This window comes from Citrobacter sedlakii NBRC 105722 (genome assembly GCF_000759835.1).
GTDB lineage: Bacteria > Pseudomonadota > Gammaproteobacteria > Enterobacterales > Enterobacteriaceae > Citrobacter_A > Citrobacter_A sedlakii.
On the sequence record NZ_BBNB01000001.1, the window covers coordinates 245,577 to 267,061 of the forward strand.

Sequence of the window (21,485 nt, forward strand, 5' to 3'; positions counted from 1 at the left end):
CCTATTGCGCAATTTGCGATCCCGAACTATACACAAAGGGGTAATAACTCAGGGTGGCCTAAATGAATGTCTCAAGCAGAACTGTCGTAGTGATCAATCTTTTTGCTGCCGTCGGACTGGTAACGCTTATCTCATTGAGATTTGGTTGGTTTATTTAATTTTTACATCCCTGCGGCGCAGACTGGCAGAGAGATTTTTCTCTCTGCCTGCAACGTACGATCTTTTCCCGCCCGTTCGATCCCGCACTGATCATAAAGGCTATGAATGTTTAACCATGACGTGACGAATAACGGTGTAATCTTCAAGCCCATACAGCGACATGTCTTTCCCATAACCTGACATTTTCTGCCCACCGTGCGGCATTTCGCTGACCAGCATAAAATGGGTGTTTACCCACGTACAGCCATACTGGAGCCTGGCGCTAACCCGGTGCGCGCGCCCAACATCCTGTGTCCACACCGACGAGGCCAGACCGTACTCCGAGTCGTTGGCCCACGTCAGCACCTGTTCCTCGTCGTCAAACGGCGTCACGCTCACTACCGGGCCGAAGACTTCCCGCTGCACGATTTCGTCCTCCTGTTTGGCCCCCGCCAGCAGCGTCGGCGCAAAATAATAGCCGGGACCGTCCACCTTCTGTCCGCCGGTAACCACCTTAATGTGTCCAAGCGCTTTGGCCCGTTCGACCGCTTTTGCGACCCGCTCAAGGTGCGCCAGTGAACTCAGTGGCCCCAGTTCAGTAGAGTCTTCCTCCGGCGCCCCCGTTTTCAGGCTGGCAACCGCCGCCCCAAGTTTCTCCACCAGCGCGTCATAGATCCCCTTTTGCGCATAGATTCGGCAGGCGGCGGTACAGTCTTGTCCGGCGTTATAAAAGCCGAACGTACGCACGCCCTCGACCACGGCGTCAATGTCGGCATCATCAAACACGATAACCGGCGCTTTGCCGCCCAGTTCCATGTGTGTACGCTTAATGGCGGGCGCGGTATGACGGATAATGTGTTCGCCAGTGGCAATCGAACCGGTTAACGACACCATGCGCACTTTTTTATGCCCGGTCAGCAGATCGCCAACCGTTTTACCACGACCAAACAGCACATTCAGCACGCCCGCCGGAAAGATATCTTTGGCCAGTTCGGCAAGTTTGAGCGCGGTCAGCGGCGTGATTTCGGAGGGTTTTATCACCACGCAGTTACCGGCTGCCAGCGCAGGCGCCAGTTTCCACGCGGCCATCATCAGAGGATAGTTCCACGGCGCAATTGAGGCGACGACACCCACCGGATCGCGCCGGATCATAGAGGTGTGTCCTTCCAGATATTCCCCGGCAGCCATACCGTTGAGACAACGAGCGGCGCCGGCAAAGAAACGGAACACATCGACAATCGCCGGGATCTCATCATTGAGCGCGCAATGCAGCGGTTTCCCACAGTTGCGGGACTCCAGTTCGGCAAAAACCTGCGCGTTCTGCTCTATCGCGTCAGCCAGCGCCAGCAACCGTTCACTGCGCGTTTTAGGCGTCGTTTGTCCCCATTCGCTGAACGCCCTGTCGGCTGCGCGAACGGCGGCGTCAACCTGCGCAGGAGAGGCTTCGGCTATTTCCAGAAGCACTTTGCCCGTCGCCGGATTATAGACGGGCTGCCTCTCGCCTTCACCGCAGACCAGCTCGCCGTTAATCAGTAAGAGATGTTGCATAGCATTTTCCCATGTCATTGTTTATTTACCGTTTCCGGCGACGCTGTCACGACAGTCGTACCGCGGAATGTTGTTCTTTCCACAGAATAGTCGGCGCACAGAAAGCCCACCGCCCAGAGAGAAGAAATTTGACCAGGATGTGACGTAACGCGCATTACGTCGCGGACAAGGGTAAAGAGTCTCTCTTCCCTAATATAGACAAGGCGTTAGCGAGCAAAAGGAAAATTGACGGGTATTGATATTTCCTATGAATGACAGGCAAAAGCAGGCTCATGGATAATCAGAACCTGTTTTACACATTACGACGCGCTATTTCAGCTGTTCGCGAATAAGCTGACCGAGTTGTTTAACGGCGCTCTCCTCTCTTTCCCCCCACTGCCAGGCGGTGTTGAAGCGGAAAAAACGTTTCCAGGTGTCCGAGGTGGAAAACATTTTCCCGGGAGCGATACTGATTTGGTGCGCCAGCGCCTGCGCGGTCAGTTCTCCTGCATCCATTGATTCCGGCAGTTCGAGCCAGAGAAAATAGCCGCTGTTGTTATGATGGAACTTCACGTCGGCAGGCAGGTGACGCAGCAGCGATTGCCAGGCCTGTTGTTTGCGCTCAGCAAGCTGACGGCGCAAGCGTCTAAGATGGGCGTCATAGCGACGGGTAGACAGGTAATCGACCAGCGCCAGCTGCATGGGCGAACTGGTCGACAGCGTGCTCATTAATTGAAGGCGCTGAATAGTGCGGGCGTGCTTGCCGGCAGCCACCCAACCAATGCGAAAGCCCGGAACCAGACACTTCGAGAATGAAGAACAGTGCAGGATCCGGTCGCTGCGATCCCAGGCTTTGGCGGGTAATGGTTTTTCGCGGCCAAAGTAGAGTTCGCTGTACACGTCATCTTCAATCAGCATCACATTATGCTTGTCAAGGAGCGCGACTAGCCGCGCTTTTTTCGCCGGACTAAGCGTAAAGCCAAGCGGGTTCTGACTGTTGGTCATCAACCAACACGCTTTTACCGGATAATCCTGTAACGCCTGTTCCAGCGCCGCGAGATCGATCCCCTCTTTCACGTCGGTCGCCACTGACAGCGCTTTAAGCCGCAATCGCTCCAGCGCTTGCAGCGCGCCATAGAAACAGGGGTTTTCCACAATCACCCAGTCGCCGGGCTCGGTGACCGCCTGTAAGCTCAGATTAAGCGCTTCTAACGCACCGGCGGTGATGACAATGTCATCCGGCGAGACGGTTATGCCCTGCTGGGCATAGCGACGGGCGATGGCATGACGCAGCTCTGCGTTGCCAGGCGGCAGATTTTCGAGCACGCTCATGGCGGTCGCGGTTTTGCTCACCTGCGCCAGCGAGCGGTTAAGCTGCTGGAGCGGAAACAAGCGCGGATCGGGAAACGCCGAGGCGAACGGCATGACCGAGGCATCACGGCTGGCCTGTAACATCTCAAAAATAGAGGTATTGATGTCGACAGCCTCGTCACGCATCACCTGGGCTGGCTGCACGGTCGGCTGGAGAATCGGGCGTGGCGCGACGTAATAGCCGGACTGCGGACGCGCAATAATTCGCCCCTGACTTTCCAGCAGTTGGTAAGCATGTCCGACGGTCATGAAGCTCATGCCGCTGCTGGCGACCTGTTCGCGCAGAGACGGCAGACGATCGCCGGGTTGCCAGACGCCAGAGGCGATCTGTTCGCAAAGTTGTTCAGCCAGACGCTGGTATTTTTTCATTCTGGTTTCTCGTCGGTCAATGCAGGTGAGCCTCGCAGTGTATAACAGTGAATAAAATTCACAACGATTTGCAAACTGTTATGGTTAAATATGCCTGTTCTGTTTCTGCCCCTCATTGCCTCACACGCCTAGAATTGCGCTGAATCAATTTTTAGTGCGGAGTCAGGCATGTTTGGTCTTGATGCGTTTCACCTGGCAAGGATCCAGTTCGCCTTTACGGTTTCTTTTCACATTATCTTTCCGGCGATCACCATTGGGCTTGCCAGTTATCTGGCGGTGCTGGAAGGCCTTTGGCTAAAAAGCAAAAATCCGGTCTGGCGCTCGTTGTACCTTTTCTGGTCAAAAATATTCGCCGTCAATTTCGGCATGGGCGTGGTTTCCGGTCTGGTGATGGCCTATCAGTTCGGCACCAACTGGAGCGGCTTTTCGGAATTCGCAGGCAGTATTACCGGGCCGTTGCTTACCTATGAAGTGCTGACCGCTTTCTTCCTTGAAGCCGGATTCCTCGGGGTGATGCTGTTTGGCTGGAATAAAGTCGGTCCGGGTTTGCATTTCTTCTCAACCTGCATGGTGGCGCTTGGCACCCTCATTTCCACCTTCTGGATCCTGGCGTCTAACAGTTGGATGCAAACGCCGCAGGGGTTTGAGATCGTCAACGGCCAGGTTGTGCCCGTGGACTGGTTCGCCGTTATCTTCAATCCTTCGTTCCCTTATCGCCTGCTGCATATGTCCGTCGCCGCATTTCTCAGTAGCGCGCTGTTTGTCGGCGCTTCGGCAGCCTGGCATCTGCTGCGCGGCAACACAACGCCAGCCATTCGCACGATGTTTTCCATGGCGTTGTGGATGACGCTTATTGTCGCGCCGGTGCAGGCGTTAATCGGCGATATGCATGGGCTGAACACCCTGAAACATCAGCCAGCTAAAATCGCCGCGATTGAAGGTCACTGGGAAAACCCGCCGGGTGAGCCCACGCCGCTGCTGCTGTTTGGCTGGCCGGATATGGAACAGGAACGCACCCGCTATGGACTGGCGATCCCGGCGCTGGGAAGCCTGATCCTGACGCACAGTCTGGATAAACAGGTTCCGGCGCTAAAAGAATTCGCCAAAGAGGATCGCCCTCACTCGACGATCGTGTTCTGGTCGTTTCGCATCATGGCCGGCCTGGGCATGTTAATGGTCCTGCTGGGGCTCTGTGCGCTCTGGCTGCGCTACAGGCAGCGCCTCTACACCTCGCGCCCGTTCCTGCGCTTTGCGCTATGGATGGGACCCTCGGGGCTCATCGCCATTCTCGCGGGCTGGGTGACCACTGAGGTCGGACGCCAGCCGTGGGTGGTGTACGGTTTACAGCGTACTGCCGACGCGGTGTCGGCCCACGGCGATTTACATATGAGCATTTCGTTGCTCGCTTTCTTTGTTATCTACAGCTCTGTCTTTGGCGTCGGCTACAGCTACATGATTCGCCTGATCCGCAAAGGGCCGCTGGAAGATGATTCCGCGCCGCCGACGGGCACACCCGCCAGGCCGCTTTCCGCCGCCGTCCTCGATTCTCAACATGAGGCACATCGCTAATGGGTATAGATTTATCGGTTATCTGGTTTGTGATCATCGTCTTCGCCACGCTAATGTATATCGTGATGGATGGATTCGATTTGGGTATTGGCATTCTGTTTCCTGTCACACGAGACGCAGAGGATCGTGATGTGATGGTCAATAGCGTCGCGCCGGTATGGGACGGTAATGAAACCTGGCTGGTGCTGGGCGGCGCGGGGCTGTTTGGGGCTTTCCCGCTGGCCTATGCGGTTATTATCGATGCGCTGACCATTCCGTTGACGCTGATGCTGATCGGACTGATTTTTCGCGGCGTGGCCTTCGAGTTTCGCTTCAAGGCCACGCCAGCCCACCGCCCATTTTGGGACCATGCTTTTCTCGGCGGGTCGATTCTGGCTACCTTCGCACAGGGGATCGTGGTTGGCGCAGTGATCAACGGTTTCCCGGTGACCGGTCGCCGCTACAGCGGCGGGCCGTTCGACTGGTTAACCCCCTTCACTCTGTTCTGTGGCGTCGGACTGGTCGTTGCCTATGCGCTCTTAGGCGCAACCTGGCTGGTGATGAAAAGCGAAAATCCGCTGCAGGATAAAATGCGCAGCGTCGCGAAAAAACTGCTGCTGGCCCTGCTGTTGTCAATCGCGATAATCAGCCTCTGGACACCGTTAGCGCATCCGGCGATCGCCGACCGTTGGTTTACGCTTCCCAACCTGGGTTATCTGCTGCCAGTTCCGGTGCTGGTGATCGCGTTCAGCGTCTGGTTATGGCGCACACTAGGTCGTCCGGAAAACCACACGTTCCCGTTTGTGCTGACGCTCGGGCTGATCTTCCTTGGTTTCAGCGGCCTGGGCATCAGTATCTGGCCGCACATTATTCCGCCTTCGGTTACCCTCTGGCAGGCAGCCGCCCCCGCCCAGAGTCAGGGGTTTATGCTGGTCGGTGCGCTGCTCATCATTCCGGTGATTTTGGTGTACACCTTCTGGAGTTACTATGTGTTTCGCGGCAAAGTGCAACATGGCGAGGGGTATCACTGATGCAACATTCTCTCTGGAAACGCCTGATGTGGCTGGTCATCCTTTGGGGCGGCAGCGTGTTGGCGCTGGCGGCGGTGGGCATGTTTTTTCGCCTGCTCATGACCGCGGCGGGGTTTAAAGCGCATTAAGCGGACACCTCGCCGGATGTCGGCTTTGGGCCAGGCGTTAACCGGCGGAAATAAATACCGACACAAAGGCCCGGTAAACGCCACCGGGCTGATGTCGCAAAGGATTAAGGTTTACGCTTCGGCAGCGTTTTCATCAGATCTTCCGGACTGACGGAACCCACCACGCTGCCCGGCAGCGGCATTTTAAGAATGTGATTTTTAATCTTGCCGATAACGTGCATTTCACACGGGCGACAGTCAAATTTCAGCGTCAGCACCTCATCACCGTTGACCAGTTGCATTGGCGTCGCTTTCCAGCTTTTGATGTTACCTTTCGCCTGTTTCGGGCACAGATTAAAGGCAAAACGCAGGCAATGCTTGGTGATCATCACAGGCACATCGCCCTTTTCTTGATGCGCTTCATACGCCGCGTCGATCAACTGTACGCCATAACGATGGTAGAACTCACGCGCCTTCTGGTTATAGACGTTTGCCAGAAAACTCAAATGCGTCTGCGGGTAGACCGGCGCGGGATCTGAGACCGGTTTGCGCACGCCGCGTTTGTAGCGGGCAAGTCGCGCCTTATCCAGCATCTCAATGGCTTCCCGACGGAACGCGTTGAGCAGCCCGTTTGGCACAAACAGCGCACCGGGTAGGTTAACCTGAATGTCACGCGCGTAGTAGAGCGTCTGCCCCAGCTTCGCCAGCCCGTCCTTGAGGTTACTCAGCGCTTTTTCAGCGTTGTTGGCGTCGTCAAACTGACCGTCCAGCGTGTGCGTTACGCTCACCCCTTCCTCGCTGGTTAACGTCAGGATCAGCTGTTCCTGCCAGCCGCCGAGTTCGATATCCACCGCTACCCGCCGCTCGCTGGAGGTTTTGGTTAACGCCTGCTGCCAGTTATGATCGAGATTACGGTTCAGTGGATGTCGCGGGCGCACTTTGTGCAGGTCGGCAGGCATCTCGTTCGGCCAGACGCGATAACTGTTTTCCCCGGTTTTTTCGACAGTATTGGCACGAAAACCAACCACCTCACGTTTGATCAGTACGTTCAGGCCATCGCCGTTCGCCAGTGGTTCACTGGCTTCAACATCAAGGTGATCTTTCGCCACTTTCAGCACTTCGCCAACGGGTAAGCCGATGAATTTTGGTGAGTCAAAGGCGCCAATATCGCCTTTGCGCGCATTGACAAAATAATCGGTGCTGCCGCGATGGAACGTTTTATCCGTGGACGGGATAAAGAAATGCTCGGTGCGACCGGAAGACGCGCGCGCCAGATCGCTGCGCTCTTCAATGATCGCATCCAGCATTTGCCGATAGTGGGCGGTGATATTTTTTACGTAACTCATGTCCTTATAACGCCCTTCAATTTTGAAGGAGCGTACACCTGCATCAATTAACGCGCCGAGGTTAGCGGTTTGATCGTTGTCTTTCATCGACAGCAGATGTTTCTCGTAAGACACAACCCGGCCCTGATCGTCCTTCAGGGTGTACGGTAAACGGCACGCCTGGGAGCAGTCGCCGCGGTTGGCGCTACGTCCGGTCTGGGCGTGAGAAATATAACACTGGCCGGAATATGCGACGCAGAGCGCGCCATGCACGAAAAATTCGAGAGTGGCATCGGTCGCCTGATGAATCGCCTGAATTTGCGCAAGGCTCAGCTCGCGCGCCAGCACAATCTGGGTGAAACCGACGTCAGCCAAAAATTTCGCTTTTTCGACGCTACGGATGTCGCATTGCGTGCTGGCATGCAGTTCAATCGGCGGAATGTCAAGTTCAAGGATCCCCATATCCTGAACGATCAGCGCGTCGACGCCGGTCTGGTAAAGATCGGTAATCAGGCGCTGGGCGGGTTCCAGCTCATCGTCATGAAGAATGGTGTTCAGCGTAACAAAGATTTTCGCGCCAAAGCGATGGGCAAACGGCACCAGTTCGGCGATATCTTTCAGGCTGTTGCTGGCGTTATGACGCGCGCCGAAGCCGGGACCGCCAATATAAACGGCGTCCGCGCCGTGTAAAATGGCTTCGCGGGCGATGGCGGTGTCACGTGCCGGGCTTAACAATTCAAGGCGATGTGGGTGCTGGCGCATAGCGTTGTTTTTATCCAGTAGCAGCAAAATGGCGGCTATTGTAGTCAGAAGCGCGGCATTGCGAAATAGTTTTCCCGCTTAACTGCGCGGGTAATGAATCAGCGAATGAAAATGGACTGTTTGCGCGCTGGTGTTGCGATAGGCATGGGCGTGATCACCGGCGAAACGAACGCCTTCTCCGGTTTTGATCGTCCGCCACTGCGCGTTAATACACATCTCCAGCTCGCCATAGATCACCACGACGTGCTCAATTACCCCCGCCTCGTGCGGCGTGGATTCGCTGAGCGCGCCGGGCGCCAGAAGAATGGAAAAATGGTCGAAGCAAAGTTCCGGATCCCACGGAAACAGCGGCGTCACCACCATTTCCTGCTGCTGAGGATCAAACGTCGGCAAAGGCGTCGATTCCGGCGGTGAAATAAACGTAGAAAACGGGACATTCAGCCCGGTGGCGATCTTCCACAGGGTCGCCACGGTCGGGCTGGATTCGTTCCGTTCGATCTGCCCAAGCATGGCTTTCGACACCCCTGTCGCGTCCGCCAGGCGCGACAGGCTCCAGCCGCGCTGGGTGCGCAACGTTTTCAGCGTGCTCGCCAGATACTGTGTGAGATTGTCCATACGCGTTCTCCCAAAAACAGCAGCTTACCACTTGTGCGCTATAACGCTCAAATGGTAGATTCAAGCGACCGTTATAACGCACAAGAGGTTGCTATGCGCGCTTTCTCGCTTCCGCTACCGACGCTTCTGTCAGGGTTTGTGGCGGTCCTCATCGGCTATGCCAGCTCGGCAGCTATTATCTGGCAGGCCGCCGTGGCCGCAGGCGCCAGCGCCGAACAGATCGCCGGCTGGATGACCGCGCTCGGCATCGCCATGGGCGTCAGTACGCTGGGCCTGTCACTGTGGTATCGCGCTCCGGTATTGACGGCATGGTCTACACCTGGCGCGGCGCTGTTGGTCACGGGCTTGCAGGGGGTAACGCTGACGGAAGCGGTTGGCGTGTTTATCGTCGCTAACGCGCTGATTGTCATCTGCGGAATAACGGGTCTGTTTGCGCGCATGATGAGGATTATCCCCCACTCGCTCGCCGCCGCGATGCTGGCTGGCATTCTGCTGCGTTTTGGTTTGCAGGCCTTCACCAATCTGGAGGGCCATTTGATGCTGTGCGGCAGTATGTTGCTGGCCTGGCTGGCGTTAAAGCGAGTTGCTCCGCGCTATGCCGTCATTGCCGCACTGTTCACGGGCGCACTGGTGGCATGGCTTGAGGGCGAAGTGGTGACCCGTACGTTGAGCGTCGCTCCGGTTATACCGACGTTTATTGCGCCTTCGTTTTCTCTGGCGCACGCGTTAGGCGTGGCGGTACCGCTATTTCTGGTCACAATGGCGTCACAGAATGCGCCCGGCGTAGCGACAATGAAGGCCAGCGGCTATGACGTGCCTGTTTCACCGCTGATCGTGGTGACGGGCCTGCTGGCATTGCTGTTATCGCCATTTGGCGTGTATTCCATCTGCATTGCCGCCATCACAGCGGCAATCTGTCAAAGTTCGGATGCGCATCCGGATGCGTCAAAGCGCTGGCTGGCGGCAGCGTCAGCCGGGGTGTTTTATCTTCTGGCGGGGATTTTCGGCAGTTCGATTACCGGCATAATGGCGGCGCTACCGGTGAGCGGCGTGCAGATGCTGGCAGGATTAGCGCTGTTAAGCACCCTCTCCGGCAGTCTGTATCAGGCGCTGAACCATGACGCGGATCGCGATGCGGCTATCGTCACGTTCCTGGTCACCGCCAGCGGTGTGACGCTGTGGGGTATCGGCTCGGCATTCTGGGGGCTGATGGCGGGTGGTGTCTGCTTCGCCACGTTAACCTTCTCCCGCCGCGCGTAGCTGCGAGGGTGTTTTCCCCGTCACCTGCTTAACGCGGTTGCTGAAATGGCTCGGGGAGCTGAACCCGCAGGCCAGCGCAATGTCGGTTAACGGTTGACGGGTGTGACACACCAGTTGCTTCGCCAGCGCCATGCGTCGCTGCATCACATACTGATGCGGCGCCATTTTCATCGACTGGCGAAACATACGGGCGAAATGAAATTCGCTGAGCGCCGCCTCGCGGGCTAAGTCGGCAAGTGTCAGCGGTTCCGCCAGATGGGCATCGATGTACGCCAGCACGTTGCGCAGCGTCACGGGCGCCAGTCCGCCGGTTACGGTAGGCAGGCGCCACTGGACGTTGCTGTAGTGCTGGATCAAGTGAGTCATCAACAGCGACGAGGCCGCGCTCAGCGTCAGGTGATTGGCGGGCTGCTGCCAGTCGTTACCGAGAAAAAACTGGCGATAGACGGCGGTGATACCCGGGTCGTTGCCAAATAACCGTTCTTCGAGTGTGAAACGGTAAGGACTTTTGTCCCACACTTTTTCGCCCACTTCGCGCAGGTGCACATCGGTGCAGTAAAGATGCACAAAGGATAAGTCGTCGCGAATATCCCACGTCGATTCGCTCTCTTTTGGCATCAGACAAAACCGATCCGGCCCGCCGCCGTTTTCCCAGCCGCTGGACGTTTTGTGATAACTCTCATAGCCATCCTCAATGTACAGACTGAGGGTGTGATGATCGCAATATTGCGTAATGGTATCGCGCTTGTTCGACCAGGCCGCCAGCTGGACGCCAGAATGCAGCGCGACTGACTCATGCAGCACAGCATTATGTTTGCGCAGGTTTTCAAACGCATCGTAGGACCGGGACATATCACCATATCGACAACATTTAGCAGATCCTCAGTCTATCGCAGGTTGCCGCGCTTACCATGCCCTCAAAGGAAAAAAGCGCAAGATTTTGCAAGTGTGGCGCAAGGGGATGAAAGCGCATTCCCGGCAATTTTGTGACAGTGAGTCATCGTTTGATAAGAGGTAAAACGTGATGAATGCATTGTTGTACTGTCTGGTGGTAATGATTTGGGGCACGACGTGGATCGCCATTTATCTGCAACAGGGCCCCGTGGCCGCCCCGGTGTCTATCTTCTGGCGTTTTGCCGTAGCGACGGCGCTGATGATGGTCATTCTTCTGGTACGGGGCAAACTGCGCAAACTGACGCCCCGCGACCATCTGTTCTGTCTGTTGCAGGGCGCGTGTGTCTTTTGTTTTAACTTCTGGTGTTTTTATACCGCCGCCGCGTGGATCAACACGGGGCTGGAATCGGTGATTTTCTCTATGGCGGTGCTGTTTAACGCAGTGAACAGCTTTATTTTCTTCGCACAAAAGCCGCCAGCTCGCTTCTTTGCCGCTGCCGCGCTGGGACTGACGGGGATCGTGACGCTGTTCTGGCAGGATCTGGTCGGCAGCGGCTTTAGCCAGGAACTGCTCTGGGGAATTGGACTTAGCGCACTGGGCACCTTCGGCTTTTCACTCGGTAATATGATCAGCCTGCGACATCAAAAGAACGGGCTGGAAATCATGACCACGAACAGTTGGGCAATGCTGTACGGTACGCTTTTGATTGCCATCATCGCCCTGCTGCGCGGCGACAGTTTTATGCCGCAGTGGACCGTCAGTTACCTGGGCGCCCTGCTGTATCTGGCGGTTTTTGGTTCGGTGATTGCTTTTGGCGCTTATTTCACCCTGGTCGGGCGTATCGGCCCCGGCAACGCCGCTTACAGTACGCTGCTGTTTCCGCTGGTCGCGCTGTCGATCTCCACTTTCTACGAAGGCTATGTCTGGCAGATGAATGCGGTCGTGGGGCTGGCGCTGATCTTACTGGGCAATCTGGTGATGTTCGCAAAACCGCCAGCGCTTTTGCGTCGGCGGCTGGCGTAGTCACAGCGCCATCGGGCGATGGCGCGAGAAGAACGGCGTTATTTCTGGCGAACTTCAAACATGGTGGCGTCGGTGGCCATGTTATCCACGACCTGCTTAAGCGTTTCAAACGCCATCGGCGTACTTTCGTTGTTCAGATCTTTCCCTTCGCCCTGGCGAACCACTTTAATAACAGGCTTGTTGGTCGCCGCGTCGATTAACTCGCCTTCAAAGTAGAGATGGGTGTCCATGGTACGGTGTCCCGTCGCCATTTGCGTTCCGGCAACCAGCAGCGCAACCGGCACCACTTCATAGAACTGCAACCCTTCTTTGCTGGCGTCAACACCGGTAATGGCGCCACGGAAGATCAGGCTACGCGGGCCAGGCGTGGTCACCAGCGGTTTACGCTGCGCAATGGCGCCTTTCATTTTGGTGTTAGTGTAATTCAACAACTCGTCGAGGACCTTCTGACCGACCTGCGTGTTCGGCTTGGGTACCGGGTAATACGTGATGGGCGTCCAGACAACGCTGTCGTAATTGGCGGCATTATAGTCAGGATCAACCCAACGCAGCACCGGCTGTCCTGATGCCGATGTCGTTTCCTCGAGGCTGGAGTAATCCTTTAAAAAGCCAGAATATTTTTCCGGTTGTGTGATTTTTGACGCACAACCGGATAAGGTCAGTAACCCTGCAAGCATAGCAACGCTGAAAAAAGTACGAGTACGCATGAAACGATCCCTTAAATGTGCACATATGCATGCGCAATAATAGCAAAGGGAAATCATTTATGTTGCATTAAAAATGGTAAGTAAACCACACTTTACCGACCCTTTTTTGTCCAGAAATAAATGGCGTACTCATCCTTCCGGCATCACGCCATTTTGCGAGCTAACAGGGTGGCAAAACGCAGCTTAATCCGGTTGCCGTTCGCATCGGTACGATGTAGCTCACCAACATCTTCATTGTATTTCAGCTGCTCCCAACCTGCGTAGTAGTCGCGCAGTTCCCCTTCCCTGAAGGCAAACGGAAAACCAACGGTGCAGGGGTAGTCTGCCGTATCCATCGCCGCGACGATCAGGTTATACCCTCCCGGTTTAGTACAACGCTGCATGTTAGCGATGAGCCCCGGGATCGTGTTGGCCTCAAGGAACATCAATACCACGGTCGAGAGGATAAAATCGTACTCGCCGTCAAAACGTAGAGCATTAAGATCCACCACGTTGGTTTGCAGATTCTCCAGCCCTTCGGCTGCTTTAATACGCTCAACATTCTTGATGCTCATCGGGTTTTTATCCCATGCGGTCACATCAAAACCGTTCGCTGCCAGATACAGACTATTACGGCCATTGCCGCAGCCCAAATCCAACGTTTTACCCGGCTTAACCACCCTGACAGCATCCAGCACTTCAGAATGGGTGCGGGTTAAATCATATTTTTCAGTAAAGTAATGTTCGTCGCGAAGGGTCATTTTTTATCCTCAGTTTTTAACAGCGCCGAACGTTCAGTGCGGATAAGCAGTTTACCTTCCACCAGTAACGCGAACGTACGGACCAGCAATAATGCAATAATAACATTCGTAAAGATGAATAAAGGCACGGCGAGGCTGTGGAAAAAACCGGACTCGCTGGCATGACCGAGATGCAGCCCTGTCGTGGCCAGCGCTGACACGCCGAACGAGAAACTCCAGAAGGAGGCATTAAAGGGTTGTGACAAATACCACGGCATCAGCCGCAGCATAAAAAGCAACTGAAGCAGGCCATAGCCAAACAGCATCTTCGCCAGCGTATCGCTTTCGCCGCCGTTAACGCTAAGCCAGGCGCTACAGGCCACCAGCGCGGGCGCCAGTTGAATGCCAAGAGATGTCCGCAGTACGGTGGGGAGTTCTCCGGCGCTACGCAGGCGCTGCAGGATCACCGGCTCAAGGCTGAGCCACGAAAAGACCCCCGCGCCCAGAAAGACCAGACCGGCATCGGTATAACCCAGCGCGCCGCAGGCCATCGCGCTGATAAAATTATTGGCGACGGTCGGCAGATACAACCCCGGCGTGGTGGCCTCTTGTGGATGTGCGCCGCGCCACAGCCCCGCCGTTTGCCAGGCGGCATAGGCCAGTTGGATCACCACGCCTATGCTGAACAGCGCCACCGCCAGCGGCCGGCTCCAGGGAACAAACCCGATAGCGACCAGCATTGTGGTCGCCGGAAACAGGCTGACAAAACTGCTCATGACCGGATGGCGAATTTCCGCAATCACGCTGTGCGGAAAACGCACCAGCCGGGTCATAAATGCCAGCGTCAGCAGTCCCCATATCGCCATCGCCAGGATCACCAGCGCGTCGCCAATCCAGTGGCTGACGGCCCAAATATGACTGGCATAGCGCCAGGCAAAGCCCATCCCAATAGTCCCCAGCACCATGCCAAAATAGCCGGCGGGCAAATTCAGAACACAATCACCTGCTTTTTCTTTACGCATTTTGTTTAATTTATAAAGTATATTTTAAATGCATTTTATGTAATTTCTCTGCGTTTAGCCAGCGACGTAAAATTTGCTACGGTTATAGTGAGCGAAACCACGGATACCTTGTATGCAAAAATACCGCCTTGATGAGACCCCGCGCGCCTTCAGCTATCAGGAAAACGATCGGAAACAGCATGTCCTTTTGCGCCAGATTATCGCCCTGATTGACTTCAACGATGTCAAAGCCGGCGATGTCGGCGGCTGGCTCGATCACGAAAGCGCATTGTCTCAGGAAGGCACGTGCTGGATCTACGATGAAAATTCGCTGGTTTTTTCTGGCGCTAAAATCAGCGGAAACGCCCGCATCACCCAGCCCTGCGTCATTCGCGACGGCGCACGTATTGGCGATAATGTCTGGATAGACCACGCGGAGATAAGTCACGGCGCTGAAATAAGTGACAACGTCACTGTTCAGGCGTCCACCGTACGCGGTGAGTGTCGGTTGTCCGGCGATGCACGCATTCTGCACCAGTCAGAAATTTTTGCCGCGCGGGGAATGACGACCGAATGCGATCAACTTTTACAGATTTACGATCGTGCCACGGTCGCTCATTCTCAGATTGTACATCAGGCGCAAATCTATGGGGACGCCATTGTCACCCATGCGTTTATCGAACACCGGGCCGAAGTGTTTGATTTCGCGCTTGTTGAAGGCAACGCTGAAAATAACGTCTGGTTGTGTGATTGCGCCAAAGTATACGGCCACGCGCGCGTCATCGCGGGTTTCGAGGAAGACGCGATCCCCACTCTACGCTACAGTTCGCAGGTTGCCGAACAGGCGACGGTAGAAGGCAACTGCGTGCTCAAACATCACGTAATGGTGGGTGGAAAGGCGCGACTGTGCGGCGGCCCGATGTTACTTGACGATCACGTGTTGATTGAGGGCGATGCGCGTATTAACGGCGAAGTAGTGATCGAAAATCACGTGGATATTGGCGGTTCAACCGTTATCGAGGCTTCAGGCGATGAGGCCATTCATCTGCGTGGCCCCAAAGTCTACCAAGGCGAGCAGTATATCACCCGCACCCCGCTGGTTGGCTCAGTCTGATGACGCGCTGATAATACGGGCATAAAGGTTCACGTCGTCATAGCGGCCGTTCAGGTATTCAGCCTGTTTCAGACAGCCTTCCAGTTCAAAGCCGTTGCGCCGGGCAACCTGATTACTGGCGTGATTGGCCACCCGACATTTAATCACAAAGCGCCTCACCTCGCCGCGCTCAGCGTAGTGGCGCATTAGCGCCTGAAGCGCGCGTGACATCGTGCCTTTTCCCTGATGCGACTCATCCAGCCAGTAACCGATATATGCAGCTTTATTTAATGGCTCAATCTGATTAAACGACAGTACGCCCACCAGTTCATCGCCGGCCATAATCATGTACATTTTCGCATAGCCGCGTTGATGCAACAGGATATTCCCCTGCACGCTTTTACGCGTGTCTTCTTCCTCGCGCACTGACGCAGGCCAGTTCAGCGACTGCTGCAGCCAGGCGCTGTTTTTGCGCACCAGCTGATGCAGTGGCGCAATATGATGCTCCGCAACCGCCTGCAGCTGCAGGTTCTCGCCCGCGTTGATTGTTTCTGTCATATTGACTCCTGTTTTGCCGTACCGCCGCCCAGCATTCTGTTTAGCAGATTTTTCAGCGGTAATGCAAACACTTAGCCAAAACAAGAAGGGCCTCCCGATGCGTGGGAAGCCCTTTTCAGAGAACGGGAGCGGTTATACCTGACTCTCGTTAGCACTCTCTTTCTGTAAGATTTTGAGCATATCGTCCTTTAGCTGGAGTTTCTGTTTTTTAAGGCGAACGACTTCGAGATTGTATCCCCGACCATCGGCGCCTTCCAGCCTGGCTATTTCGTGATCAAGGTTATTGTGCTTTTCGAAAAGAGACAGAAAGCGAGGGTTCTCGGTTTTCAGTCGGGAAATCAGATCTCTGTATTCTGGAAACATACGCTCTCCCTGTTAGTGAACAAACGCGTGTATAAGAAATACACATCTTCAGCTTACTCATTTGAGTCAGGGAAAAATGCGAACGGGATCGTGTTTAGTTCTTGTACAGATATTTCGGGGAAACGCTGACGCCCCTTGCCTTGCAAAGGGCGTCGCGAGGATCAACGCATCACGCGATCATCGACATAGCGACGCTTGTCCGGCGCGGGAGGAAAATACTGATACAGCCAGGTTTCGCTAATCGCCTCGCCCTGGCAACGCAGGAACACGCGCATATCCACCGGTTCGGTCGAATCAGAGGTAGGATACCAGTCAAACTGGATGCGGTAGCCGTCGAACGGTTCGACGTAGAGAATTTCAATCTGCTTCGCTTCGCCGCTGGAAAGCGTAATCACCGGCTCAATGCCTTTAGGCGCCGCAGCTTTCAGATCGCCGCCAACGAAATCAATGGCAAAACGACGCGCCCATTTTTCCGGATAATGCTCGCCCGGTGCCCAGCCTTCCGGAAATCCGCCCATACCGGTACGGGTAGCCATCACGCGCGCCAGCGGCGAACGAACCGGCGGCTGCGCGCTCCAGTACAGTCGGTATTTGTACGTCAGTTCATCTCCCGCCTTGATCGATTTTTCCGGCTGCCAGAAACAGACCACGTTATCCAGCGTTTCGCCCGTGGTCGGGATCTCCATCAGCCCGATGGTGCCCTTGCCCCACTGGTTACGGGGCTCCACCCACAGGCTCGGACGCTTGTTGTACCAGCCCATAATGTCCTGATAGTGGCTAAAGTCCCGATCCAACTGCAGCAGACCGAAGCCTTTCGGGTTGTTGTCGGTATAGGCGTTAAACTGCAATTTTTGCGGGTTGTTCAGCGGGCGACAGATCCATTCGCCGTTGCCGCGCCACATCGCCAGTCGGTCAGAGTCGTGGATCTGCGGATGAATGGTATCGCACATGCGGCGTTCGTTATTGCCGCAGCTGAACATGCTGGTCATCGGCGCAATACCCAGTTGTTTGATGTCCTTGCGGGCGTACAGGCGATTTTCAACGTCCATGATCACCTGGCTCTTCTCACAGTGGATCACGAATTTATAGGCGCCGGTAATGCTTGGGCTGTCTAACAGCGCATACACGGTAAACGTGGTGGCCCCCGGCTTCACTGTATCAAACCAGAAAGCGGTAAAGTCCGGGAACTCCTCTTTCGTGTCGGTGTAGGTGTCAATCGCCAGACCACGGGCAGACAGGCCGTACTGATAGGTATCGTCCACCGCGCGGAAATAGCTGGCGCCAAGGAATGACACGACGTCACGTCGCGCCAGTTCGGGCGCTTTGAATACGCGGAAACCGGCAAAACCGAGGTCGGTTTGGCCCTCAAGCTGTTTAGTGTCCACGCCCGCGTCGTTATATTTGAACAGCTCCGGGCGGAAGTGGATTTCACGCGCCATATGCGTGGCGGCGTCGACAGAGAACATGCGCACCCGGCGACGGAAGCCCATCCCCACGTGGAAGAACTGAGCATCCAGTTGGCGGCCCTCGACGTTATTCCACAGCGACCGGGCGGCGTCATACTGAATGCTGTTGTAAGCCTGAGGCGTCAGATTCGCCAGGGTGTCCGGCAACGCGCGTGGCGCGCCGCCCCACGGTTTCTGCGCGAGATCGTGGGCCATGGATTGCAGCACCGAATAATCAAACCGCACAGTTTGCCCGTCGGCGATATCTGATTCGGCCGCGTATGCGGCGCGGGTAAAGAGTGAAGCAATACCGCCGGTACCGCACACGGCGGCCATTGCCATTGAACCTTTAATAAATCGTCTGCGATTCATACCTGAAAATCAGTCCTTCTGGTCTCGTGAATGGTCCCGCGCTGGCGCTCGACAGCGGCAAGAGGAAGCATAATTCTGACCGCTCACTCTAGACAAATTTCATTAATAATCCAATTGTTGGCCGCTGATTATCTGAGCAAAACGTAAAATATTTTCTGTCGATCGGAACTGACTGATTCCCATGTAAACTTGCTTCTCGCGACCTTCAACTTTTGCAAAGCTAGTCGAGACTGACGTGTTGGGTCATGACTCGCTTAAACAGCGCCAGACGCGCGCGCATAAACCGGTTTTCAACCTTGAAACCCGCTCGCTTGTTCAGGCCGATTCGCAGCAGCCGGTCGCGTCCTTTGATACAGGCAGGCCAGCGTACCGGGCCGTGAAGCGTATCGCAGGTACGGCTGGCGTGACGGGCAAAGTTGACCCAGTAGTCGGCGACCTGCGCGGCGAAGGCCAGATCGTTTTCATTCACGTAGTCTCGCGCAGGCTCGGCGAGCGTGAGGGTATCAAACACATAAGGCACCTCGTTGCCATGCCACGCGCCGTTGGCGTAGGTATCGTGCTCGGCTTCCGCCACATAATCGAACCAGTAGCGCCAGCAGGGTTCTCCTACCCGCTGCTGCGCCTGCATCACCACATAGCCGAGCGCGGTAAAGGCCATGTCGCGACACACCTGACGCCCCAACTCTTCGTCCCCTTTCACGCCGGGATAGAGCAATTTAATCAGGCCGAGACCCAGCCTGCGTTCGCGGCGCAGTTTCTGGATTTGTTCAGCCAGATCGACGCCGAAAACGGCCATCACACTCGCTTCGTCACTGTTGGAACCGATCATCAGCGGGACCGGATGCTGCTTCGCCGCAAAAAAGACATCCAGCATCGGTTCGGGCAACACGGCGTCGCCAGAGATCGGCGTCGGGGCGATTTTGTACGGCGCGCCGAGCGGCCAGAAAGCCTCTGCCGGAATCGCACGCAGCTGTTCAGCCGTCGCGTTTTGCAATCCGAAGTGCCCCGCCAGCGCAATACCGTTTTCAAGGGCAATCTCGCGCGGCGTATCCGGTAAGGTGTAACCGCTCTGCACAATCGCTTTGTGAAACAGGCCGTTGCCCTTAGGCGACGCCAAAAGGGAAAGTACGCTGCGCGCGCCTGCGGATTCACCAAACAGCGTCACGTTCTGCGGATCGCCGCCAAACGCAGCGATATTTTCCTGTACCCAACGCAGCGCGGCGATTTGATCGAGCAGCGCAAAATTATTCACGCACTCATCGCTTTCCCCTTCCAGCGCCGGATGAGCGAAAAAGCCCAGGTGACCCAGACGGTAATTGACGGTGACGACCACAACCTCGCGCTTCGCCAGCGCAAGGCCGTCATACGGTGGAAGGCTTGCAGCGCCCAGGGTATAGCCGCCGCCATGAAGCCAGACCATCACTGGCAGCGGTGCGCGCCGCCCGGCAGGAGACCAGACGTTAAGGTAGAGACAGTCTTCGGAGAACGCGCCCGGATCGCCGCCGCCCAGCGCTTTACAGTATTCGATGTCCTGCCAGCTGGCACGGGAAAACGTATCAGCCTGACGCGTACCGGACCAGGGAGTGACCGGCTGCGGCGCGCGCCAGCGCCGTTCGCCGACCGGCGGCGCGGCATAGGGAATACCGCGCCAGATATGAATGTCTTTCTCAACGACACCGATCAGTTTTCCCTGTACGGTATCGGCCAGCGGAATAGTGGGATTTACCATGTCCATGTTTACCCGGTAATTGCAAATTCCTACAGCATACCTTGATTAAAGCAGGCCGCAACGCCGTTTACTGCGCTCCTCCGCCTCCTGGTACAGCGTAAACTCGTCCAACACCGGGCATCCCAGCGCCTGCTCAAACGCGTCGCGGCTGGCATTACCATGACGGCGCGCCTGGGTTTCATTTCCCAGGTTTGACTGGAAAATGCCCGCTGCGCTGACCGGTAAAAAATCTTCGTAGGTAATGGGCTGCGCCGCCACCCAACCGCGTTCAATGTGGGGCTGCGGGTCGTCACCAGGGTGAATGGCATGACGATGCGCTTCGCCCGTCGGCGTCAGTCGATAGCGAAACCAGGCCAGCCCTTGCTGGCGCAACAGGAATTCGCTGTCAGGAAATGCTTTAAACACCTCCTGCAAATGCAATTGATGCGTCAAATTGTCTTTCCCGGTCCCGGCGCGCTGGAGCAGCGCGTCATAAAGCTGCCGTCCTTTGACGGTCAGCGCCACCCCACGCTGCTCAATTTCGCCAAAGCGCGCGGTATGTGTGCCCTGCTTTTCGCCAGCAAACAACACGGGTTCTTCCAGCGCTTTAAAGCTGGTCTGGCGCAGCAGGATCGGCACGTCGCGACGCGGCGGGCCTTCAATCAGTATTTTGGGTTCGATACCGCATTCCGGCATCATCGCCTGTACACGGTCAATATCCAGCGTGCGCGGCGTGAGATGATTAATATGGCAGCCAGGAAAACAGACCACGTCGGCAATCAGCCGGTGCTCATTATGCAGCGCCAGATAGGTTTGCGCGTCCACGGTAGCATGACGGTGCCAGCGGAACGTTTCCAGCGCTTCCTCGACGAACTCCTGCGCCTGTGCCGCGTCGAAACCGTTTTGCTTGTCCCAGACATCAAGCAGTTCCCGGCAACGCGGCGTAAAAATATCACGTTGGGCGAGGATTTCCGCCGCGCGCTGACGTAACGCCGCATTTTCAATCAGCTCCAGGCGAAGCAGCGAAGTAAAGACCCGGAAAGGGTTTCGCGATAACGAGGCGTCATCGACGGGCCGGAACGCCGTCGAATGCACCGGTACGCCAGCCTGAGAAAGATCGTAATAGCTGACCGGAAACATGCCCATGATCGCAAACATGCGCCGTAACGTGGAAAGTTCCTCTGCCGTCCCGACGCGTATCGCCCCGTGCCGTTCTACGTTCAGACGGGCCAGTTCGTCGGCGTTAGCCAGTTTTTCGTGCAAGGTGGGGTTATTTTCCAGTACCGCCAGATTCACATCAGCGACCAGTTCGAGCAGCGTGCCGTACTGCGGAACTTCCTGCTGGTACATCGCTGACATTGCTTGCGAAAAATGTTCCCGAATCTCATCTGCCGTGATGCTGTTCGCCATAATGTCATGTCTCCAGTGAATGTTACCTGGAGTGTAGAAAAGGCCGTTCATTCCGTGGGGAAGAATTTACAAAGTGTGATCCCGCCGAAAATCGGCCCGTCGCGTTGCGCCCCCCCCTTCTATAACTCACGGCTATGT

The 21,485-nt window shown here is 55.9% G+C and carries 20 protein-coding genes; 7 read left to right on the forward strand and 13 right to left on the reverse strand.

Features of this window, described 5'->3' with window-relative positions; genetic code table 11:
- Positions 1-62: 62 nt before the first annotated feature.
- The gene (gene yncL / locus CSE01S_RS21995; RefSeq protein ID WP_072014929.1) at positions 63-158 is read left to right on the forward strand and encodes a stress response membrane protein YncL; all 96 of its coding nucleotides are present in this window, start codon (positions 63-65) and stop codon (positions 156-158) included.
- Positions 159-258: 100 nt separating this feature from the next.
- On the opposite strand, the gene patD is transcribed toward yncL, so the two are convergent.
- Positions 259-1,686: an aminobutyraldehyde dehydrogenase gene (gene patD, locus CSE01S_RS01175; protein WP_042283146.1), complete on the reverse strand. Its 1,428-nt coding sequence runs from the start codon at positions 1,684-1,686 to the stop codon at positions 259-261.
- Positions 1,687-1,995: 309 nt separating this feature from the next.
- Positions 1,996-3,405 carry an aminotransferase-like domain-containing protein gene (locus CSE01S_RS01180; RefSeq protein ID WP_042283148.1) on the reverse strand — a complete coding sequence of 470 codons (1,410 nt, stop codon included), beginning with the start codon at positions 3,403-3,405 and terminating at the stop codon, positions 1,996-1,998.
- A gap of 168 nt (positions 3,406-3,573) precedes the next feature.
- On the opposite strand from CSE01S_RS01180, the gene CSE01S_RS01185 reads away from it, so the two are divergent.
- The 3 genes from CSE01S_RS01185 to CSE01S_RS22000 are packed head-to-tail and all read left to right on the forward strand — an operon-like array spanning position 3,574 to position 6,112.
- On the forward strand, positions 3,574-4,974 hold the full coding sequence (locus CSE01S_RS01185) for a cytochrome ubiquinol oxidase subunit I (RefSeq protein ID WP_042283152.1): 1,401 nt from the start codon (positions 3,574-3,576) through the stop codon (positions 4,972-4,974).
- Entirely contained in the window at positions 4,974-5,984 is a 1,011-nt protein-coding gene (gene cydB, locus CSE01S_RS01190) for a cytochrome d ubiquinol oxidase subunit II (protein WP_042283154.1), read from the forward strand. The genes CSE01S_RS01185 and cydB overlap by 1 nt, the downstream gene beginning before the upstream one ends.
- The gene (locus CSE01S_RS22000) at positions 5,984-6,112 is read left to right on the forward strand and encodes a DUF2474 domain-containing protein (protein WP_001164804.1); all 129 of its coding nucleotides are present in this window, start codon (positions 5,984-5,986) and stop codon (positions 6,110-6,112) included. The genes cydB and CSE01S_RS22000 overlap by 1 nt, the downstream gene beginning before the upstream one ends.
- Positions 6,113-6,216: 104 nt before the next feature.
- On the opposite strand, the gene CSE01S_RS01195 is transcribed toward CSE01S_RS22000, so the two are convergent.
- Both CSE01S_RS01195 and CSE01S_RS01200 read right to left on the reverse strand, forming a co-directional pair.
- A complete protein-coding gene (locus tag CSE01S_RS01195) occupies positions 6,217-8,178 on the reverse strand; it encodes a peptidase U32 family protein (protein ID WP_042283157.1) in 1,962 nt (653 codons plus the stop codon).
- A gap of 78 nt (positions 8,179-8,256) precedes the next feature.
- A complete protein-coding gene (locus CSE01S_RS01200) occupies positions 8,257-8,793 on the reverse strand; it encodes a helix-turn-helix domain-containing protein (RefSeq protein ID WP_042283159.1) in 537 nt (178 codons plus the stop codon).
- Positions 8,794-8,886: 93 nt separating this feature from the next.
- On the opposite strand from CSE01S_RS01200, the gene CSE01S_RS01205 reads away from it, so the two are divergent.
- Complete coding sequence (locus CSE01S_RS01205) at positions 8,887-10,053, forward strand: benzoate/H(+) symporter BenE family transporter (protein WP_042283162.1); 1,167 nt, start codon at positions 8,887-8,889, stop codon at positions 10,051-10,053.
- Here CSE01S_RS01205 and CSE01S_RS01210 read toward each other — a convergent pair.
- Positions 10,030-10,905 (reverse strand): helix-turn-helix domain-containing protein, encoded by an 876-nt coding sequence (locus CSE01S_RS01210; protein ID WP_042283165.1) that lies wholly within the window; start codon positions 10,903-10,905, stop codon positions 10,030-10,032. The genes CSE01S_RS01205 and CSE01S_RS01210 overlap by 24 nt on opposite strands.
- 172 nt (positions 10,906-11,077) lie before the next feature.
- On the opposite strand from CSE01S_RS01210, the gene CSE01S_RS01215 reads away from it, so the two are divergent.
- Complete coding sequence (locus CSE01S_RS01215; RefSeq protein ID WP_042283167.1) at positions 11,078-11,971, forward strand: DMT family transporter; 894 nt, start codon at positions 11,078-11,080, stop codon at positions 11,969-11,971.
- A 38-nt stretch (positions 11,972-12,009) separates the two neighbouring features.
- On the opposite strand, the gene CSE01S_RS01220 is transcribed toward CSE01S_RS01215, so the two are convergent.
- The 3 genes from CSE01S_RS01220 to tehA all read right to left on the reverse strand — a co-directional run bounded on the left by CSE01S_RS01220 (position 12,010) and on the right by tehA (position 14,419).
- Positions 12,010-12,678, reverse strand: coding sequence for a DUF3313 domain-containing protein (locus CSE01S_RS01220; protein ID WP_042283170.1), 669 nt, complete (start codon positions 12,676-12,678; stop codon positions 12,010-12,012).
- 143 nt (positions 12,679-12,821) lie between these two features.
- On the reverse strand, positions 12,822-13,418 hold the full coding sequence (gene tehB / locus CSE01S_RS01225; protein WP_042283172.1) for a tellurite resistance methyltransferase TehB: 597 nt from the start codon (positions 13,416-13,418) through the stop codon (positions 12,822-12,824).
- Positions 13,415-14,419: a dicarboxylate transporter/tellurite-resistance protein TehA gene (tehA, locus tag CSE01S_RS01230; protein ID WP_042283174.1), complete on the reverse strand. Its 1,005-nt coding sequence runs from the start codon at positions 14,417-14,419 to the stop codon at positions 13,415-13,417. Before tehA ends, tehB begins: the two co-directional genes overlap by 4 nt.
- 112 nt (positions 14,420-14,531) lie before the next feature.
- Here tehA and ydcK point away from each other — a divergent pair, with 112 nt between their 5' ends.
- Positions 14,532-15,512 (forward strand): YdcK family protein, encoded by a 981-nt coding sequence (ydcK, locus tag CSE01S_RS01235; protein ID WP_042283177.1) that lies wholly within the window; start codon positions 14,532-14,534, stop codon positions 15,510-15,512.
- On the opposite strand, the gene rimL is transcribed toward ydcK, so the two are convergent.
- The 5 genes from rimL to hglS all read right to left on the reverse strand — a co-directional run bounded on the left by rimL (position 15,504) and on the right by hglS (position 21,347).
- Entirely contained in the window at positions 15,504-16,049 is a 546-nt protein-coding gene (gene rimL / locus CSE01S_RS01240) for a 50S ribosomal protein L7/L12-serine acetyltransferase (protein WP_042283180.1), read from the reverse strand. The two genes, ydcK and rimL, sit on opposite strands and share 9 nt — an antisense overlap.
- Positions 16,050-16,181: 132 nt before the next feature.
- A complete protein-coding gene (locus CSE01S_RS01245) occupies positions 16,182-16,412 on the reverse strand; it encodes an HP1242/YdcH family protein (protein WP_042283183.1) in 231 nt (76 codons plus the stop codon).
- Positions 16,413-16,573: 161 nt separating this feature from the next.
- A complete protein-coding gene (locus tag CSE01S_RS01250) occupies positions 16,574-18,229 on the reverse strand; it encodes a glucan biosynthesis protein D (RefSeq protein ID WP_042283186.1) in 1,656 nt (551 codons plus the stop codon).
- Positions 18,230-18,449: 220 nt separating this feature from the next.
- Complete coding sequence (locus tag CSE01S_RS01255) at positions 18,450-19,958, reverse strand: carboxylesterase/lipase family protein (protein WP_042284691.1); 1,509 nt, start codon at positions 19,956-19,958, stop codon at positions 18,450-18,452.
- Positions 19,959-20,003: 45 nt separating this feature from the next.
- Positions 20,004-21,347: a 2-oxoadipate dioxygenase/decarboxylase HglS gene (gene hglS, locus CSE01S_RS01260; protein ID WP_042283188.1), complete on the reverse strand. Its 1,344-nt coding sequence runs from the start codon at positions 21,345-21,347 to the stop codon at positions 20,004-20,006.
- Between the last annotated feature and the right edge of the window lie 138 nt (positions 21,348-21,485).

Bases quoted from the DNA above. Each gene is read 5' to 3' on its own strand.
- yncL (WP_072014929.1), top strand. From the start codon at position 63: ATGAATGTCTCAAGCAGAACTGTCGTAGTGATCAATCTTTTTGCTGCC.
- patD (WP_042283146.1), bottom strand. From the start codon at position 1,686: ATGCAACATCTCTTACTGATTAACGGCGAGCTGGTCTGCGGTGAAGGC.
- CSE01S_RS01180 (WP_042283148.1), bottom strand. From the start codon at position 3,405: ATGAAAAAATACCAGCGTCTGGCTGAACAACTTTGCGAACAGATCGCC.
- CSE01S_RS01185 (WP_042283152.1), top strand. From the start codon at position 3,574: ATGTTTGGTCTTGATGCGTTTCACCTGGCAAGGATCCAGTTCGCCTTT.
- cydB (WP_042283154.1), top strand. From the start codon at position 4,974: ATGGGTATAGATTTATCGGTTATCTGGTTTGTGATCATCGTCTTCGCC.
- CSE01S_RS22000 (WP_001164804.1), top strand. From the start codon at position 5,984: ATGCAACATTCTCTCTGGAAACGCCTGATGTGGCTGGTCATCCTTTGG.
- CSE01S_RS01195 (WP_042283157.1), bottom strand. From the start codon at position 8,178: ATGCGCCAGCACCCACATCGCCTTGAATTGTTAAGCCCGGCACGTGAC.
- CSE01S_RS01200 (WP_042283159.1), bottom strand. From the start codon at position 8,793: ATGGACAATCTCACACAGTATCTGGCGAGCACGCTGAAAACGTTGCGC.
- CSE01S_RS01205 (WP_042283162.1), top strand. From the start codon at position 8,887: ATGCGCGCTTTCTCGCTTCCGCTACCGACGCTTCTGTCAGGGTTTGTG.
- CSE01S_RS01210 (WP_042283165.1), bottom strand. From the start codon at position 10,905: ATGTCCCGGTCCTACGATGCGTTTGAAAACCTGCGCAAACATAATGCT.
- CSE01S_RS01215 (WP_042283167.1), top strand. From the start codon at position 11,078: ATGAATGCATTGTTGTACTGTCTGGTGGTAATGATTTGGGGCACGACG.
- CSE01S_RS01220 (WP_042283170.1), bottom strand. From the start codon at position 12,678: ATGCGTACTCGTACTTTTTTCAGCGTTGCTATGCTTGCAGGGTTACTG.
- tehB (WP_042283172.1), bottom strand. From the start codon at position 13,418: ATGACCCTTCGCGACGAACATTACTTTACTGAAAAATATGATTTAACC.
- tehA (WP_042283174.1), bottom strand. From the start codon at position 14,419: ATGCGTAAAGAAAAAGCAGGTGATTGTGTTCTGAATTTGCCCGCCGGC.
- ydcK (WP_042283177.1), top strand. From the start codon at position 14,532: ATGCAAAAATACCGCCTTGATGAGACCCCGCGCGCCTTCAGCTATCAG.
- rimL (WP_042283180.1), bottom strand. From the start codon at position 16,049: ATGACAGAAACAATCAACGCGGGCGAGAACCTGCAGCTGCAGGCGGTT.
- CSE01S_RS01245 (WP_042283183.1), bottom strand. From the start codon at position 16,412: ATGTTTCCAGAATACAGAGATCTGATTTCCCGACTGAAAACCGAGAAC.
- CSE01S_RS01250 (WP_042283186.1), bottom strand. From the start codon at position 18,229: ATGAATCGCAGACGATTTATTAAAGGTTCAATGGCAATGGCCGCCGTG.
- CSE01S_RS01255 (WP_042284691.1), bottom strand. From the start codon at position 19,958: ATGGTAAATCCCACTATTCCGCTGGCCGATACCGTACAGGGAAAACTG.
- hglS (WP_042283188.1), bottom strand. From the start codon at position 21,347: ATGGCGAACAGCATCACGGCAGATGAGATTCGGGAACATTTTTCGCAA.